Origin of the sequence: Micromonospora sp. NPDC005087, assembly GCF_042872965.1 — a bacterium.
GTDB lineage: Bacteria > Actinomycetota > Actinomycetes > Mycobacteriales > Micromonosporaceae > Micromonospora.
Window position 1 is genome coordinate 1 of sequence record NZ_JBIALB010000011.1, and the last position, 16,416, is coordinate 16,416.

The following is a 16,416-nucleotide window of genomic DNA, read 5'->3' on the forward strand; positions in this document are numbered from 1 at the left end:
CCGATGGCTCCACGCCCATATCCACCACTGTCCGCTATGGACGCAATGCCCGTGTCACCCCGATCGGCGCCCCGACCCTTGTTGAGATCACCTCACTGCCCCGAATCACCCTGAGCATCCGCACCAGCCTGTGCTGATCGGTGACCTGGTCGCCAGCGACCGGCATGAAGTCGATGAGCTCGCCGACCCCGTCTGGGCTGATGAATCGGGTGATCAGGATAGGCGTGTCGGGCAGGTACAGCTGTTTGCTCACGTAGTTGATGCCGTCGGGGGAAATGCGGAAGTATCCGCCGCGACGCCGGTCGAGCAAGGCCGCGAAGATGCTGGGGGAGTCGAAACGCGGCGCGCAGAACCAGTCGATCGTGCCATCGCGGGCGACCAGTGCGGCAGTCTGCAAGTCGCCGATGAGTCCGTGGTCCTCAAGAGACAGGTACTCCTGCACGCGGCCTCCACCCTGCCTACGGATCCCGGAGGCTCAACTCGCCAGCCTTCCATTTGGTCACGCGGTCCAGCAGGGAAGCGTGACCCGCTGCGGCTGCGCCACGTCCGGTCGAATCAGCAGTCGAAGTAGAGGGCGAACTCATGCGGTGTTGGGCGCAGCACCATGGGCTGAACCTCGTTCGTGCGCTTCCATTCGACCCAGGTGGAGATCAGGTCGGGGGTGAAGACACCCCCGTCGAGCAGGTAGTCGTGGTCGGCCTCCAGGGAGTCGAGCACGGCCGGCAGTGAGCCCGGGACCTGCTTGACGTCGCCCCACTCCTCGGGCGGGAGGTCGTAGAGGTCCTTGTCGATCGGCGTGGGCGGCTCGATTTTGCTTTTGATGCCGTCCAGGCCGGCCATCATCATGGCGGAGAAGGCGAGGTAGACGTTGGCCGACGGGTCCGGGACGCGGAACTCGACGCGCTTGGCCTTGGGGTTGGCGCCGGTGACGGGGATGCGGGTGCAGGCGGAGCGGTTGCGCTGGGAGTAGACCAGGTTGACGGGTGTTCCGCACCGGGTTTGATGGAGACATCGAAACCTGGGAGGAACACCAGCGATGCCCGCACCGAAGAAGTACCCCGACGAGCTGCGTGAGCGTGCTACCCGGTTGGCGGTCGAGGCCCGCCGGGATCCGGCGTCGGCGGTAGGGGCGATCCGCCGGATCGCTGGCCAGCTTGGGATCCATCCGGAGGCGTTGCGTACGTGGGTGAAGAAGGCCGAGACCGACGCCGGTGACCGGCCGGGCACCACCAGCAGCGACGCGGAACGCCTCGCGGCCCTGGAACGGGAAGTGCGTGAGCTGCGGCGGGCCAACCAGATCCTGAAGTCCGCGGCGAGTTTCTTCGCGGCGGAGCTGGACCGTCCGTCGCGATGAAGGTCGACTTCGTCGACTCCCAAAAGGCCGAACACGGTGTCCAGCCGGTCCTGCAGGCGCTCGAAGAAACGCCGGCACAGATCGCACCGTCGACCTACTACGCCGCCAAGACCCGCCCCGCCTGCGCCCGCTCACGGCGCGACGAGGAGCTGACCGCGATCATCGAGCGGATCCACCAGGAGAACTACGGCGTCTACGGCGCCCGCAAGATCTGGCACGAACTGCACCGACGCGGCGTGCGGGTGGCCCGGTGCACCGTCGAGCGGCTGATGCGTGAGTCTGGGCTGCGCGGGCTGCTGCGCGACAAGTCGCCGCGCACGACCCGACCCGCGGCCGAGACCAGCCGCCCTGCTGACCTGGTCAGACGGGACTTCACCGCAACGGGCCCGAACCAGCTGTGGGTCGCCGATCTGACCTACGTGCGCACCAGCGTGGGCTGGGTGTACGCCGCGTTCATTCTCGACGTGTACTCCCGCATGATCGTCGGCTGGTAGGTCGCCACCAGCCTCTACACAGATCTGGCTCTCGACGCGCTGAAGATGGCGGTCTGGCGCCGCGAGAACCAGGGCGCTCACCTGCAAGGGCTGATTCACCACTCCGACAGGGGAGTCCAATATCGGGCGATTCGCTACACCCAGCGGCTCGCTGACGCCGGCGCGGTCGCGTCGGTCGGCTCGGTCGGCGACTCGTACGACAACGCCATGGCCGAGGCGTTCAACTCGCTGTACAAGGCCGAACTCGTCCGCAACAAGGGACCCTGGCGCGGACTCGACGACCTCGAGATGGCCACCGTCGAGTACATCAACTGGTACAACAACCGACGCCTACACGGCGAACTCGGGCACGTACCACCCGCCGAACACGAAGCACTACACGCGATGACCCACCCGGTCACCGCACCCCTGAAAACCAGCTAACCAACTCTCCATCAAACCCGGGGCTTGACAGGGTGCTTCGAAGCCGGGCACGAGTCGGCGGTAGGAGTTGACGGTGGGGTTGGTGAACGCCAGCAGTGAGGGGGCGTGGTGTAGCAGGCCGCCGATGTACCAGCGGGCCATGTCGGACAGGCCGGCGTAGCCGGTCTCGTCGTAGAAGAGTGGTTCGCCGTTGAGCCAGAGGCTTTGGTGGGTGTGCATGCCCGAGCCGTTGTCGCCGAACAGGGGCTTGGGCATGAAGGTGGCGGTTTTGCCGTTGGCCCAGGCTTCGTTCTTGACGATGTACTTGAACAGTTGGAGTTGGTCGGCGGCGTGCAGCAGCGTCGAGAACCGGTAGTTGATCTCAGACTGGCCGGCGGTGCCGACTTCGTGGTGCGAACGCTCCACGGTGAAGCCGCCGTCGACGAGGCGGCGCACGATGGAGTCGCGTAGGTCGGCGTAGTGGTCGACCGGGGGGACGGGGAAGTAGCCGCCCTTGTAGGCGGTCTTGTAGCCGCGGTTACCGCCCGGCTCCTCACGCCCGGTGTTCCAGGCGCCTTCGATGGAGTCGATGTAGTAGAACGACTGGTGCGCGGAGGTTTCGTGGCGGATGGAGTCGAAGATGTAGAACTCGGCTTCGGCGCCGAAGTAGGCGGTGTCGGCGATGCCGCTGGCGGCGAGGTACGCCTCGGCTTTCTTGGCGACGTTGCGGGGGTCGCGGCTGTAGGCCTCGCGGGTGAACGGGTCGTGGATGAAGAAGTTCAACGCGAGGGTTTTCTGCGCCCGGAACGGGTCGATGAACGCGGTGGCGACGTCCGGGAGCAGGAGCATGTCCGACTCGTGGATGGCCTGGAAACCGCGGATCGATGAGCCGTCGAACGCGAGGCCGTCGGTGAACAGGTCGTCGTTGACGGACTCGACCGGCAGGTTGAAGTGCTGCATCACGCCGGGCAGGTCACAGAAACGAACGTCGACGAACTTCACGTCCTCGTTCTTGAGGTACCGCAGCAGTTCCTCGGAATTGGCGAACACACGTCCTCCCGGAAGGCGTAGCCCGACCTGGTCGGCGCACCCATGCCCCGACCGTACGACGACTCGCCGGACCGGCGTCGCCCATCCGCCCATCCGCCAGCGGATGAAGGCGCGTGCATGCGGCAGAGCACACCGGGTACGCCGCTGCGGCCCTACCGCCAGCGGGGCGTCCAGGTCTGACCGCTTCCAGCGCCGCCGAGGAGCACCGACATGAGTATCGCGGGGCAGGCACGACTCTCGCCGAGGGTCTCACTGGTGCTGCTCGCGTCGATTCTCGTGTCGTTCCTGGCCGCGTCGGCGGCCCCGACGCCGCTCTACGGGATCTACCAGGAGCGCTGGCACTTCTCGCCGGTCACGACCACCGTGGTGTTCGCCGTCTACGCGCTCGCGGTGCTGGCGTCGCTGCTCACGTTCGGCAAGTTGTCCGATCATGTCGGCCGTCGTCCGGTCCTGGCCGTCGCGATCGCGGTGCAGATGGTCTCGCTGGTCGTCTTCGTCTTCGCCAACGGCGTACCCGCGCTGCTGGCCGCCCGTCTCGTGCAGGGGCTCGCGGCCGGCGCCGCCACCGGCGCCATCGGTGCCGCCATGCTCGACATCGACCGCGCCCGTGGCACGCTCGCGAACTCGATCGCCCCGGGTATCGGGACCGGCAGCGGCGCCCTGCTCTCGGCGCTGCTCATCCAGTTCCTGCCCGCGCCGACGCGGCTGGTGTACGTCGTCCTACTCGTCATCCTGCTGATCCAGGCCGTCGGGATCGCGCTGATGCCGGAGACGGTCACGAGGATGGCGGGAGCGCGACAAAGCCTGCGGCCGGACATCAAGCTGCCCCGCTCCGTACGCGAGCCGATCCTGGTCGTCGTTCCGGTGCTGTTCGCGGTCTGGGCCCTGGCCGGTTTCTTCGGGGCGCTCGGCCCGGCGCTGGTGCGCGCCCTCATGAACACGTCGATCGTGGTTGGCGGTCTGGTCCTCTTCGTCTTCGCCCTCTTCGGGTCGATCGCCGTCCTGTTGCTGCGGAACACCGCCGCGCGGACCGTGATCCTGATCGGGATCGCCGCGCTCATCCTGGGCATGGTCGTCACGTTGGTGGCGATCATGGCCGAGTCCGTCCCCGGATTCTTCGTCGGCCTCGCGCTCGGAGGGGTCGGCTTCGGCGGCGGTTTCCAGGGCAGCCTCAAGACGATCATGCCACTGGTCGAGGCGCACGAACGCTCCAGCGTGCTGTCCCTGCTCTACCTCGTCTGCTACATCGGCTTCGGCCTCCCCACCGTGATCGCCGGCTTCCTCGTGGTCTACGCCGGCGGCGTCCCTCGGACCGCCGACGAGTACTCCATCGCCGTCATCCTCCTCGCCCTCGTCGCACTGCTCGGGGTGCGCAGGGCGACGAGGATGGCGCCCGGCTGATGTTGGGAACGGGCATCCGGGCGGGGCGCAGGCAGTAGCGTGGTGATCGAGCCGGCGTCGCCCGGCGGTGCGGTGGCTCGCGCTGGCGCCGCACTCATCCAGGGAGGCCGCGATGAGCCCGAGGGAATCCCAGAGCGACGCGAGTGGGACGTCCAGCGTCGAGAACCTCGACCTGAAGCTCGAGGTGATCGTCGTGCCGGTGTCGGATGTCGACCGGGCGAAGGAGTTCTACGGGCGCCTCGGGTGGCGGCTCGACCAGACACCGCCGGGCGTGGTCCAGTTCACCCCGCACGGCTCCGGGTGCTCCGTGCAGTTCGGCCCGGAGCTCACCTCGGCGGCGCCCGGTTCGGCCAAGGCGTACCTGATCGTGTCGGACGTCGAGGCGGCCCGCAGCGCCCTGGTCTCCGCCGGTGTCGAGGTAAGCGGCATCGTCCACGCCACCGCGGACGGCCCGGTCGACGGGCTGGATCCCGAGCGGCGCAGCTACTTCTCGCGTGCCACGTTCCGCGACCCGGACGGCAACACCTGGTTGATGCAGGAGATCACGACCAGGCTTCCCGGGCGTGTCGAGGGTGGCGTGACGTCGTTCGGCTCCGCGAGCGACCTGGCGAGCGCGCTCCGGCGCGCGGCCGCCGCCCATGGCGAGCACGAGAAGCGCACCGGCAAGGCGGACGAGAACTGGCCCGACTGGTACGCGTCGTACATGGCGAGCGAGCAGTCAGGGGCCAAGCTGCCCGAGTGAGCCATGACGCCGAGCCGGCCCGGTCAGCCGGTGCGGGTGACGCCCGTCACGAACGCTGGGTGTCACAGCATGTGATGGATCAGCGTCTTGTGGGCGACGCAGTCGGGATCGAAGCGACAGGAGCGACCCATGGCCAGCGCAATTCCGGACGCTGCAGGCGCCGCCACGAGGGAGGGTCGCCGCACGGACCCCGCCACCGACGCGTTCGTCACCCACCGCAACCTGCTCTTCACGGTCGCCTACGAGATGCTCGGCTCCGCCGCCGACGCCGAGGACGTCCTCCAGGAGACCTGGCTGCGGTGGGCGGACGTCGACCTCGACACCGTGCGGGACCAGCGCGCATACCTGGTCCGGATCGCCACCCGCCAGTCACTCAGCCGGCTGCGTACGCTCGGCCGCCGCAAGGAGTCCTACGTCGGCTCCTGGCTCCCCGAGCCCCTGCTGACCACGCCCGACGTCGCCGAGGACGTCGAGCTGGCCGAGAGCGTCTCGATGGCGATGCTGCTGGTGCTGGAGACGCTCGCTCCGACCGAGCGGGCGGTGTTCGTACTGCGCGAGGTGTTCGATCTGGCCTACGACGAGATCGCCGAAGCCGTCGACAAGAGCCCGGCCGCGGTCCGCCAGATCGCTCACCGGGCGCGCGCACACGTGGCCGCGCGCCGGCCCCGCGGGGTGGTTTCTCCGGCCGAGTCCAAAGGCGCGATCGAGGCGTTCCAGCGGGCGGTCGAGACCGGCGACGTGCAGGGCCTGCTCGACATCCTCGCGCCGGACGTCGTGCTCCTGGGTGACGGCGGCGGAGTCAGGCAGGCCGTGCTGCGGCCCATCGCCGGGGCTGGCAAGGTAGCGCGGCTGATGGCCTCCAAGCAGGTCAGGATCGCCGCCACGTCGCTGCACCCGGCCCAGGTCAACGGCTACCCCGCGCTGGTTCTCCGGCTCGACGGCGAGATCGACACGGTCATCGCGCTGCGCATCGACGACGGCCTCATCAGTGGGCTGTACGCCGTGCGCAACCCCGAGAAGCTGTCACACATGGAGCGTGCGACCGCCCTGCGTCGCTGAGCCGTCGCCGCGAAACGCGCACAGCGTCCCCATCCGCGACCGCGACGTCCGGGTGGTTACCGTTGCCGGCGTGCGAGCGGAGGCGGGCGAGACGATCGGGTTCTCGGTGCTCGGCTCGATCAGGGTCGTCCGCGCCGGCGCCGAGCTGCACCTGGGCGCGCGACAGCAGCGCCTCGTGCTCGCGTTGCTGCTGGCCCGGGCCGGTGCACCGGTCTCCCTGGCCGAACTGGTCGACCTGCTCTGGGACGAGGAGCCCCCGCCCAGCGCCGCGAACGTCGTGCACCGCCACGTCGGGTTGCTCCGACGCCTGCTCGAACCCGGCCTGCCGAACCGCTCTGCGGGCCGGCACATCCTCCGGGACCTGTCGGGCTATCGGCTGCGCGCCGACGAAGAGTCCCTTGACCTGCTGAAGTTCCGGTCGCTGAGCCGGCTGGCGGGCCGGAGCCTGCAGGACGGCGACCCGGAGTCGGCGCTGCGGCATTCCCTCGAAGGGCTGCGGCTGTGGCGCGGCCGGTGCGCGGCGGGCCTGGAGCCAGCCTCCCGCCGGCATCCCACGTTCCTCGCCGTGGAGGCCGAACGCGCCCAAGCGGTGCGCGAAGCCGCCGACGCCGCCGAGCGCTGCGGCCGGATGAGCGACGTACTCGCGCCGCTGCGGCAGGCTGCCGAGCAGCACCCGCTCGACGAGTCGTTGCAGAGCTGGTTGCTGCTGGCGCTCGCCGCCGACGGCCGCCAGGCGGAAGCCGTCGAGATGTACCGGGTAATTCGCCGCCGGCTCGCCGACGACCTGGGCATCGATCCGGGCGAGGAGCTGCGGGAGGCGTACGACCGGCTGCTGCACCAGCGCACCCGGCCGGCACGTGCCGATTTACCCCCGCCACTGCCCCGGCCTGCGCAGCTGCCCCCGGACCTGGCCTTCTTCGTCGGCCGGGACGACCTCCTCGCCGAGGCCCGCGCGGTGATCTCGCGCCCGGACGGGCCGGCGGTCCTCGCGATCGACGGCATGCCCGGGATCGGCAAGACCGCCCTCGCCGTCCACCTCGCCCACGAGTTCGTCGTCGGCTACCCGGACGGGCAGCTGTATGTCGACCTGCGCGGATACGACGGACGGGAGCCGGCGATGAGTCCGGCCGAGGCGCTGCGTGGCTTCCTCGGCTCGCTCGGGGTGCCTCAGGAGGGCATCCCCGCTGAGCTGCACGCCCAAGCCGGCATGTACCGCAGCAGCCTTGCCGGCCGACGCCTGCTGATCCTGCTCGACAACTGCCGGGACGTCGAGCAGATCCGGCACCTGCTGCCGGGCACCCCCGGCTGTCTGGTGATCGTCACCAGTCGCAGCCGGCTCAGCACCCTGCTGACCACGGCTGGCGCCCACCCGCTGCCGGTCGGCCTGCCGAGTGTCGACGAGGCACGCGCGGCGCTCCTGCGGCCGCTCGGCGTCGGCCCCGTCGCGGCGGACCGGGCCGCGATCGACGCCATCATCGCCAGCTGCGGGCGGCTGCCGCTCGCGCTGGCCGTGGTGGCCGCCCGCGCCGCGAGCCTGCCGCGGACACCACCGGGGCAGATCGCCGCCGAGCTGGCCCAGTCGCCCGGGAGCCTGGACGGCTTCGACGGCGACGACCCGCAGACCGGGCTGCGTGCCGTCTTCTCCTGGTCCTACCAGGCGCTCTCCGCCCCGGCCGCCCGGCTATTCCGGCTGATGCCGATCCACCCCGGCCCCGACATCTCGATCGCCGCGGCGGCGGGCCTGGCCGGCGTCTCGCTGCGGACCGGTCGGGCGTTGATCGGTGAGCTGAGCCGCGCGCACCTGATCAGCGAGGACCGGTCGGGCCGCTACCGCACCCACGACCTGCTGCTGGCCTACGCCACGGAGCTCGGCGAGGAGCACGACAGCCCAGCCGAGCGCGCCGCCGCGGAGCTGCGCTGCGTGCAGTTCTACCGGGCCACCAGCTATCAGGCGGACCAGCGGCTGCTGACCTCCGAGTATCACCCGATGATCGAGCCGGGGGTGGGCGAGACACCGCTGCGCTTCGCCGGTGACGACGACGCCATGCGTTGGTTCGCCGCCGAGCGGCAGGTACTGATCGCGCTGGTCGATCGGGCCGCCCGGCAGGGCCGGCACACTGAGGCCTGGCAGCTCGCTCTGGGTATGCAGCACTTCTTCGACCGCAGCGGCCGGTGGGTCGACTGGACGACGACCGGCGAGGTGGCCCTCGACGCCGCCCGGGCCGGCGGCGACCTGGTCGGGCAGGCCCGGATGCACCGCAGCCTGGCCGGGGCGGCCTATTTCCGACACGAGCACGACACCGCGATCGGGCATCTCGACCGGGCTGTCGAGCTGCTCGCCCGGCTCGGCCTGCCCGGAGAGCTGACCCGGGCAAGGATCAACCGGGCGATGATCCTGGGCGCCCAGGGGCGACACGAGGAGGTCGTCCGGACGCTATCCGCGGCGCTGGGGCCGGCCCGCGCGGTTGGAGACGACAGGCTGCTCGCGGACGTCCTGGTGATCATGGCGGCGAGCAACGCCGAGCTGCGCCGGGCGGAAGAGGCCGTGCGCTGCGCCGAGCAGGCGATGGCGCTGTCGCGCGGAGCGCAGTACAGGCTGGGCGTCGCCGAGGCGTGGGAGGTGCTCGGCCGGGCCCATTTCGCTCGTCAGGAGCTCGACACGGCGGCCGGTTGCTGGCGCGAGGCGGCCGTCGCCTACCAGGAGGCCTCGGCGCCGGCGCCGGCCGCGGAGGTGTTGGCGCTGCTCGGCGACGCCCTCGCCGCCGCCGGCGAACAGGACACCGCGGTGCGGGCATGGCAGGAGGCACGGGCCCTGATCCCGTACGCGCAGACGCCCACCGGGCAGCGGCTGGCCGGCCTGCTCGCGGCGGTCACGTCGCGTCCGTGACCGACTGCGATCGGCGACGGCACTCGATTCACACTTCCACGTCAGTCCATTCGCATCGCTCGTCCCTAGGCTCGTGCCGCACTCGCCGTTGCTTCTGCCTCTGGGGGTGGACCGTGCTCCGGGCATCCGACGAATCACCGGCCGGCCGGGCCGAGCGCATGACCGCGCTGCACGCCGACCACGCCCGCGCCGTACTGCGTCTCCTGCTCGTGCTGACCCGCAACCAGCGGCAAACCGCCGAGGATCTGCTCCAGGACACCATGCTGCGGGCCTGGCGGCACCTCGACTCGGTGCCGGCCGAACCTGCCGCCGCTCGGCGGTGGCTCGTCACCGTCGCACGGCGGCTCGTCATCGACGGCGTCCGGCTGCGCACGGGCCGCCCTGCCGAGGTCCATCTCGTCGACATGACCTGGATTCCCGCTCGCGACGACACGACCGGCACTGCGCTCGCGTCGTACGCCATCCGGCGCGCGCTCCGCCGGCTGAGCCCGGCGCAGCGCAGTCTGCTCTCCGAGGTGTACCTCGTCGGGCGGTCACCGGAGGAGGTCGCGGGCCGGTTGGGAGTGCCGATCGGCACGGTGAAATCACGGACCCACTACGCGCTGCGGGCCCTGCGCACCGGTCTGGATGCGGCCTGAGCAGGGGCGATTCCACCGACGGGCGAGCCGACCGCTGAGCGGAAGCTCACACTGCCGCAACACGTGCCCATCTCGCGGGGCGAGCCCTGCCATGCTCTGGCGATCGTGGCAACCAGCCCCCTACGGATCGCATCACCATGACCAGCCCGCTCTCCTTCGCCGTTCTCGGCCCGGTGCGGGCCTGGCGTGGCCAGTCCGAAATTGACCTGGGCACCCGACAGCAGCGGCTGATCCTGGCGTTGCTGCTCGCCCGCGCCAGCGGGGCGGTCAGCGTTGCCGAGCTCGTCGACCTGCTCTGGGAATCCGACCCGCCACCCAGCGCGGTCAATGTGCTGCACCGGCACGTCGGGATGCTCCGGCGGTGCTTCGAGCCGGGCCTGCCGACCCGGGCAGCGGGCTCGGTGCTGATCCGTGACGGCGCCGAATACCGGCTACGGATCGACGGGGAGTCGCTCGACCTGCTGCGTTTCCGGCGCCTGGTCGCCCAGGCCGATGCCAGCTCCGGAGAGCCGGCCGTCGAGCTCTACCGGGAGGCACTGGCGCTGTGGCGCGATCGGTGCGCCTCGGGCCTGCAGGCCGACGGCCGGGCCCATCCGGAGTTCGTCGCGGTCGACGGCGAGCGGTTCGCGGCGGTCCGGGCGGCGACCGACGTCGCTCTGCGGGCCGGATGCGTCCACACGGTGCTGCCCGCGATCCGGCTCGCCGCCGAAGACGAGCCGCTGGACGAGGCGCTGCAGGCGCGCCTGCTGCTCGCGCTCGCCGCGGACGGCCGGCGGGCCGAGGCTCTCGCGGCGTACGCCAACATCGAGCACCGGCTCGCCGACGAGCTCGGCATCCAGCCGGGCAGCGACCTGCGCGAAGCCCGGGACAGCCTGTTCGACCACGACGCGCCGGCCGACGGCTCCAGGTCGCGGCGCGGCGTCAGACCGGCCTTCATCCGGCCCGCAGCGCCGGCTGGCGGCGCGGAGGCCGAATCATGGCCGCCAGCCGAGCTGGAATTGTCGCGGTCGACCCGGGCCGAGCCGCCGGCGCAGTTGCCGGCCGACCATCCCTACTTCACTGGTCGTCGCGGCGTCGTGGCCGCCGCGAAGGAGTTGCTGGTCGGACACGGGCGGACGACGGCGCTGGTCATCGACGGAATGCCCGGGGTCGGGAAGACGACCCTCGCCGTGCACCTGGCCCATCAGCTGGCCGCCCGCTACCCCGATGGGCAGTTGCACGCGGACCTGCGTGGTTTCGACGCCGGCGATTCGGTGATGACACCGGCGGAGGCGTTGCGTGGCTTCCTGTGGTCCCTCGGGGTCGCGCCGACCGCCATACCGGCCGAACTGCACGCCCAGGCGGGCCTGTACCGCAGCATCCTGGCCGAGCGCCGGATGCTGATCCTGCTCGACAACTGCCGCGACTGGGACCAGATCCGGCACCTGCTTCCCGGCGCCGGCGGCAGCCTCGTCATCGCCACCAGCCGCCGCCGGATCACCGGTGTCGTCGGCCCGGCGGGCGCCCACCCGCTGCACCTCGACCTGCTGACCGATGCCGAGGCCCGCGAGCTGCTCACCCGCCGGCTCGGCGACGCGGCCGCCGCCGACCCGGACGCCGTCAACGAGATCATCGCGCGGTGCGGACGCCTGCCGCTGGCCCTGGCGCTCGTCGCCACCCGCAGCGTCGGCCGGCCGGGGCTCAGCCTGCCCGCGGTCGCCGGTGAGCTGGCCGAGGCTGACGGCCGGCTGACCGGCTTCGGGGACGGGCACGCCGATCTGGAGTCGATCTTCTCCTGGTCCTACCGGGCACTGACTCCCGAGGCGGGCCGGCTCTTCCGGCTGCTGCCGTTGCACCCCGCCGGGGGACTGAGCACGGAAGCGGCCGCCGCCCTGGGCGGCCTGTCCGTGCGCGCCGCCCGCGGCCTGCTCGCCGAGCTGGGGGCGCAGCTGCTGGTCCAGGCCGCCGACGGTCGGTGGCGAATGCATGATCTGCTGCGCGCCTACGCCGTGGAGCTCGGGGAGGAGCACGACGACGCGGCCGAGCGGGACGCCGCCATCGACCGGGTCCACGACTACTACCAGCTCAGCGCGTACGCGGCGCATCTGCCTCTGCTGCCGCAGGTGCCGCTGCCGCAGCCGGAGCCGTCCGAGCGCGGGGCCACCGGGCGTGGGTTCACCGACCGCGCGGACGCGATGGCCTGGTTCGCCGCCGAGCAGCGGGTGCTGACCGACATCGTCGCGCGGGCCAGGGAGCGCGGCCGGCCTCCCGGGACCTGGCGGATCGCGTTGGCCATGCAGAACTTCTTCCAGGACACCGCGCAGTTCAAGCAGTGGGCGGAAGTGGTCGGCGCGGGCCTCGCGACGGCTGGGGACGACCCCGCCGCTCAGGCCCTGCTACACCGCAGCCTCGCTGGCGCCTGCTACTTCCTGGCCGACCTGGACCATGGGCTGTCGCACCTTCAGCACGCCCGGATGCTCTTCGACCGGCTCGGCCGGCGGACCGAGCAGGGCCACGTGGAGAACAACATCGCCGAGATCCGGCTGGACCAGAGGCGCTACGACGAGGCGATCCGCCATGCCGAGGCCGCGCGGGCGCTCTTTCACACCGAGGGCAACGTGCGGGGCGCCACCAACGCCCTGCTGGTCATCGCGCGGGCACAGGGCTGGCTCGGCCGGCACGCCGAGGCGCTGGGCATGTTCGTCGAGGCGCGGCGGCAGTTCGAGGCCCTCGGCGATCTGCACGGGGTGGGCACCACCCAGGCCTGGCTGGCGCACACGTACTCGATGATCGACGACCTGCCACACGCGATGGCGACCTGGCAGCAGGCGATCGCCACCTTCCGCGGCGCCCGGGCCCCCCACCACACCGCAGAGGTGCTGGTCGCCATCGGCGACTTCCACTCCGCCAACGGCGACCCGGCCCTGGCCGGGCAGGCGTGGAGCGAGGCCCTCGCCGAGCTCGACGGGACGGACTCGCCGTTGGCCCGGCGGATCCGCGACCGGCTGCTCTGGCACCGGTGACCCGGACGCGGCGCCGGTGGGCACCGCGTCCGGGTCCCACCTTCAGTACCGGTAGGCGCGGATCACGGTCTGCTTGACCGTGTTGCCGCCGGTGTCCGTCGCGGCGGAGCGCAGCGAGACGAAACCGGTGCCAGTCGGGTTGCGCACCCAGGCGACCGCCTTCTCGCCCGACCGCTGCACGGGCAGCTGCCGCCAGGTCTTGCCGTCGTCGAAGGACGCCTCGACGGTCAGGGTCCTGGTCCGGCCCTTCGCCGCCCCGACCTGACGGTCGAGCGAGACCGGGATCGCGAAGAGCCGACCGGCCGGTGCCCGGTTCTCGATGTCCAGCTCCGGGGTGTACCGGATCGCCGTCATCGGCAGCTTCACCAGATCGCCGTCGGCCACGTGGGCGGACTTGAAGGTCCACTCCGCGTCGACCAGGGTCGACAGGGTGAACGCCGGGTCGCTGTGGAACGTCGCGGTCAGCCGGTAGTCACCCGCCGCCGCAGGCACCTGCCATGCCTCGGGCACCTTGTTGATCGTTTCGGCGATCTTGACCCCGTTGCGATAGAGGTTCAGCTGTGCGCTGCCACCGACGACGTGCCGGAAACCCATGTGCCCGGCGCCGTCACCGTGCAGTGGCCCCGGTCCTTCCATGGTGTCGCCCCAGTAGCGGGTGGCGAACTGTTGGGCGAAATCCGGCTCCGGGAAGACCGGCCCGACCACCCCGTTGGCCCACTTGACCGTGTACGTGCGCCCAGGCCGGAAGCTGGTCCACGCCGACTGGTAGCGCGTGTAGCCCGACTGGCCCGAGATCGACTGCCACACCGCCTGCTTGTCGTGGTTGTAGTACTCGGTGATGGTGTTCGGCACGTCGTAGGTGAAGCCCCGCGGGACCTGCCCGTCGCCTCCCCGGAAGAGCGGCGAGTTGCCGGGCGCGTGCGCGACCGCGAGCCGCCAGACCGGTACGTCGGCCACGTCCGCGCTGATCCGGGAGCGGACCGTGGCGAAGTCGCCCGCGCGCAGCTTGCGGGTCAGCCCGGTCATCATCTTCTCCGGCTCGTAGAAGTAGGCCCGGTAGACGTAAGGGCTGTTGTGGGTGGCGCCGTCCTGATCCAGTTGGCCCCACATCCCGTTGACATAGGAGACGAAACCGGGCGTCTTGCCGGCCCCGATCTGCGCGGTCCGCAGGTGGTCGAAGGGGAGGTTCATCAGCAGGCCGTACGCGTCATTGCTGCCGTAGATCTGCGGCTCCTCCGTCCGGATCGTCCAGCCGGACTCCTGGTGGACGGCGGTGGCCTTCGGATTCGGCACCGACACCGTGATCGGCTTGGCCAGGCGGGTGTCCACGGTGAGTGCCTGGTCCCTGGTCAGGTCGAGGACCGGGCGCACCAGCGACCTGATGTACGGGAGGTACGGGTCACCGGTCAACATGTAGGTCTGGACGAGGTAGCGGCCCGGGCGGATCCGGTACGTGGTGACCGCGGGGTTGTCGAACACCAGAATGGACTTCTGGTCCAGGTCGGTCAGGGCGGTCACCCAGCCCTGATCGGGCGTGGGCGCACCGCCGTCTGGCCCGATGAGCTTGAGGGCCAGCTGGTGGCGGGTGATGTCGAGCGCGACCGGCGTCTGCACCTGCGCACTGCCGCCGGTGGCGGTCACCTCACCGCCGAAGTAGCGGTCGGGCAGGTCGGTGCCGGCCTGCACGTTGACGGTCACTGTGGCCGTGCCGCCGGCCGGGACCGTCACCGAGGAGGCGCTGAGGCTGAACAGGCCGGCCGGCGCCGGGCCGCCGTCGGCGTCCTTGGCGTCGAAACGAACAGCCAGGGTGAGGGCGGAGGAGCCGCTGTTCGCGTACGTGATCGTGTTCTGCTGCGCAGTGGTGGTCCGCTCAAACGCGACGCTGACCGGGCTCGCCGTGACGGTCTGCTGGATGGCCCGGCCGACGTTGAGGAAGCCGGCGCCCTGCTCGTAGACGCCGACGGCGGCGTTCGGCTGCGCGGCCGCCATCAGCGTGGACTTGATCCGCTCAGGCCCCCAGTCCGGGTGCTGCTGAGCCAGGATCGCCCCCGCGCCGGCCACGTGCGGAGTCGCCATTGAAGTGCCGTTGAGGCTGGTGTACTGCGGGTTCTCGTCAACCGGCTGCATGCCGGAGGTCGAACTGCGGGCGGCGACGATGCCGACGCCTGGCGCGGTGACGTCCGGCTTGATACCGGCGTCGGCCGCGCGCGGACCGCGGCTCGAGAACGAGGCCAGGTAGCCCGTCTTGGTCACGGCGCCCACGGTCAGTGCCTCGGCCACGCTGCCGGGCGAGTTCACCGTGGACTCGCCGGCCTCGCCGCTGTTGCCCGCGGCGACGACGAAGAGCACGCCGTAGCGGTGGGTGAGGTCGGCCAGGGCTGCCTCGATCGGGTCGGTCTCCGGGCTGTCCGGGCCGCCGAGGCTCATGTTGGCGACCTTGACGCCCTGCTGCGCCACCCAGGTCATGCCGGCCAGGATCGCCGACTCCGGGCAGCCCTCTTCGACGCAGACCTTGGCGCTGTAGAGGCTCGCGCCGGGCGCCATGCCCTTGTACCGGCCTTCGGAGGCGGCGGCGGTGCCGGCGATGGTCGAGGCGACGTGGGTGCCGTGGCCAATGCGGTCGAGGGTGTCCGGGTCGGCGGTGAAGTTCTCCGCGGCGACGACCCGGTCAGCCAGGTCGGGGTGGGTCTGGTCGACGCCGGTGTCGATCACGCCGACCTTCACCCCGGTGCCCGTCCAGCCGGCTTTCCAGGCCTCCGGCGCGCCGGTCAACGGGACGCTGACGTCCAGGGTGGGCTGGCGCAGCCCGTCGAGCCAGATCTTGTCGAACCCGGGCCGCAGTTGCCGGTTGGTGCCACTCGCGGCCGAGGTGAGGTTGTTCCAGAAGGCCACCGCGTCCGCGCGGCTCTCCGCGACGGCGCTCGCCCCGGGAAGCTCCCGGGTGGTCCGGGCGCCGGAGAGGCCGGCGGGGGTGGCGCTGCCGTGCTGGACGATGAGCGGCAGGGTTGCCCGGGTGTCGTCGTAGCCGAAGCGGACCAGCGTCGAGATGTCGAAGAGCCGCTCGTCGAGCTTGCCCCGGTTGAGCAGGCCGACGGCGTCGGCGGGGATGACCCGCACGTCCTCGCCGGCGCTGTGGGTGATAAATGGGATCCGTTCCCGTCCCTTGCCCGGAACGACGTCGACCGCCGTCTGGCCGTCCACGGTGCTGAGATGGACGGTGTCGCCGGTGAGCAGAGTGACCGTCCGGGGCTTGGACGCGACCGGGGGTGTGGCCGCCGGCTTCGCGGCCCGGGGCTGCGCCGATGCCGGCACACCACCCGGGGCCACCGCCGAGACGCCCAGCACCAGCAGTGCCAGCGCCGATAACTTGCGAACTGAACGCATCAT

At 71.0% G+C, this 16,416-nt stretch carries 7 protein-coding genes and 4 pseudogenes; 7 read left to right on the forward strand and 4 right to left on the reverse strand.

The features are described 5' to 3' along the window. Positions 1–94: 94 nt before the first annotated feature. Together ACFYPS_RS23745 and ACFYPS_RS23750 are read right to left on the reverse strand one after the other, a co-directional pair. Positions 95–442: pseudogene (locus tag ACFYPS_RS23745) on the reverse strand (trehalase-like domain-containing protein); the annotation flags it as partial. Positions 443–555: 113 nt separating this feature from the next. After that, positions 556–984: pseudogene (locus tag ACFYPS_RS23750) on the reverse strand (type I glutamate--ammonia ligase); the annotation flags it as partial. A 52-nt stretch (positions 985–1,036) separates the two neighbouring features. Here ACFYPS_RS23750 and ACFYPS_RS23755 point away from each other — a divergent pair. Beyond that, positions 1,037–2,271, forward strand: a pseudogene (locus ACFYPS_RS23755) (IS3 family transposase). A 30-nt stretch (positions 2,272–2,301) separates the two neighbouring features. Here ACFYPS_RS23755 and glnA read toward each other — a convergent pair. After that, positions 2,302–3,300: pseudogene (gene glnA / locus ACFYPS_RS23760) on the reverse strand (type I glutamate--ammonia ligase); the annotation flags it as partial. Between the two features lie 210 nt (positions 3,301–3,510). Here glnA and ACFYPS_RS23765 point away from each other — a divergent pair. The 6 genes from ACFYPS_RS23765 (at position 3,511) to ACFYPS_RS23790 (ending at position 13,029) form a co-directional block, all read left to right on the forward strand. Continuing rightward, complete coding sequence (locus tag ACFYPS_RS23765) at positions 3,511–4,701, forward strand: MFS transporter (protein WP_354966124.1); 1,191 nt, start codon at positions 3,511–3,513, stop codon at positions 4,699–4,701. A gap of 112 nt (positions 4,702–4,813) precedes the next feature. Beyond that, positions 4,814–5,443 carry a VOC family protein gene (locus ACFYPS_RS23770; RefSeq protein WP_354966123.1) on the forward strand — a complete coding sequence of 210 codons (630 nt, stop codon included), beginning with the start codon at positions 4,814–4,816 and terminating at the stop codon, positions 5,441–5,443. A 129-nt stretch (positions 5,444–5,572) separates the two neighbouring features. Continuing rightward, positions 5,573–6,502 (forward strand): RNA polymerase sigma-70 factor, encoded by a 930-nt coding sequence (locus ACFYPS_RS23775; protein ID WP_354966122.1) that lies wholly within the window; start codon positions 5,573–5,575, stop codon positions 6,500–6,502. Positions 6,503–6,572: 70 nt separating this feature from the next. Continuing rightward, positions 6,573–9,389: a BTAD domain-containing putative transcriptional regulator gene (locus ACFYPS_RS23780; RefSeq protein WP_354966121.1), complete on the forward strand. Its 2,817-nt coding sequence runs from the start codon at positions 6,573–6,575 to the stop codon at positions 9,387–9,389. 113 nt (positions 9,390–9,502) lie between these two features. Beyond that, positions 9,503–10,027 carry a sigma-70 family RNA polymerase sigma factor gene (locus ACFYPS_RS23785; protein WP_354966120.1) on the forward strand — a complete coding sequence of 175 codons (525 nt, stop codon included), beginning with the start codon at positions 9,503–9,505 and terminating at the stop codon, positions 10,025–10,027. A gap of 137 nt (positions 10,028–10,164) precedes the next feature. Continuing rightward, complete coding sequence (locus ACFYPS_RS23790; protein ID WP_354966119.1) at positions 10,165–13,029, forward strand: BTAD domain-containing putative transcriptional regulator; 2,865 nt, start codon at positions 10,165–10,167, stop codon at positions 13,027–13,029. A 42-nt stretch (positions 13,030–13,071) separates the two neighbouring features. On the opposite strand, the gene ACFYPS_RS23795 is transcribed toward ACFYPS_RS23790, so the two are convergent. Further along, positions 13,072–16,413, reverse strand: coding sequence for a S8 family serine peptidase (locus ACFYPS_RS23795; protein ID WP_354966118.1), 3,342 nt, complete (start codon positions 16,411–16,413; stop codon positions 13,072–13,074). Positions 16,414–16,416 lie beyond the last annotated feature (3 nt).

Bases quoted from the DNA above. Each gene is read 5' to 3' on its own strand.
- ACFYPS_RS23770 (WP_354966123.1), top strand. From the start codon at position 4,814: ATGAGCCCGAGGGAATCCCAGAGCGACGCGAGTGGGACGTCCAGCGTC.
- ACFYPS_RS23795 (WP_354966118.1), bottom strand. From the start codon at position 16,413: ATGCGTTCAGTTCGCAAGTTATCGGCGCTGGCACTGCTGGTGCTGGGC.
- ACFYPS_RS23765 (WP_354966124.1), top strand. From the start codon at position 3,511: ATGAGTATCGCGGGGCAGGCACGACTCTCGCCGAGGGTCTCACTGGTG.
- ACFYPS_RS23775 (WP_354966122.1), top strand. From the start codon at position 5,573: ATGGCCAGCGCAATTCCGGACGCTGCAGGCGCCGCCACGAGGGAGGGT.
- ACFYPS_RS23790 (WP_354966119.1), top strand. From the start codon at position 10,165: ATGACCAGCCCGCTCTCCTTCGCCGTTCTCGGCCCGGTGCGGGCCTGG.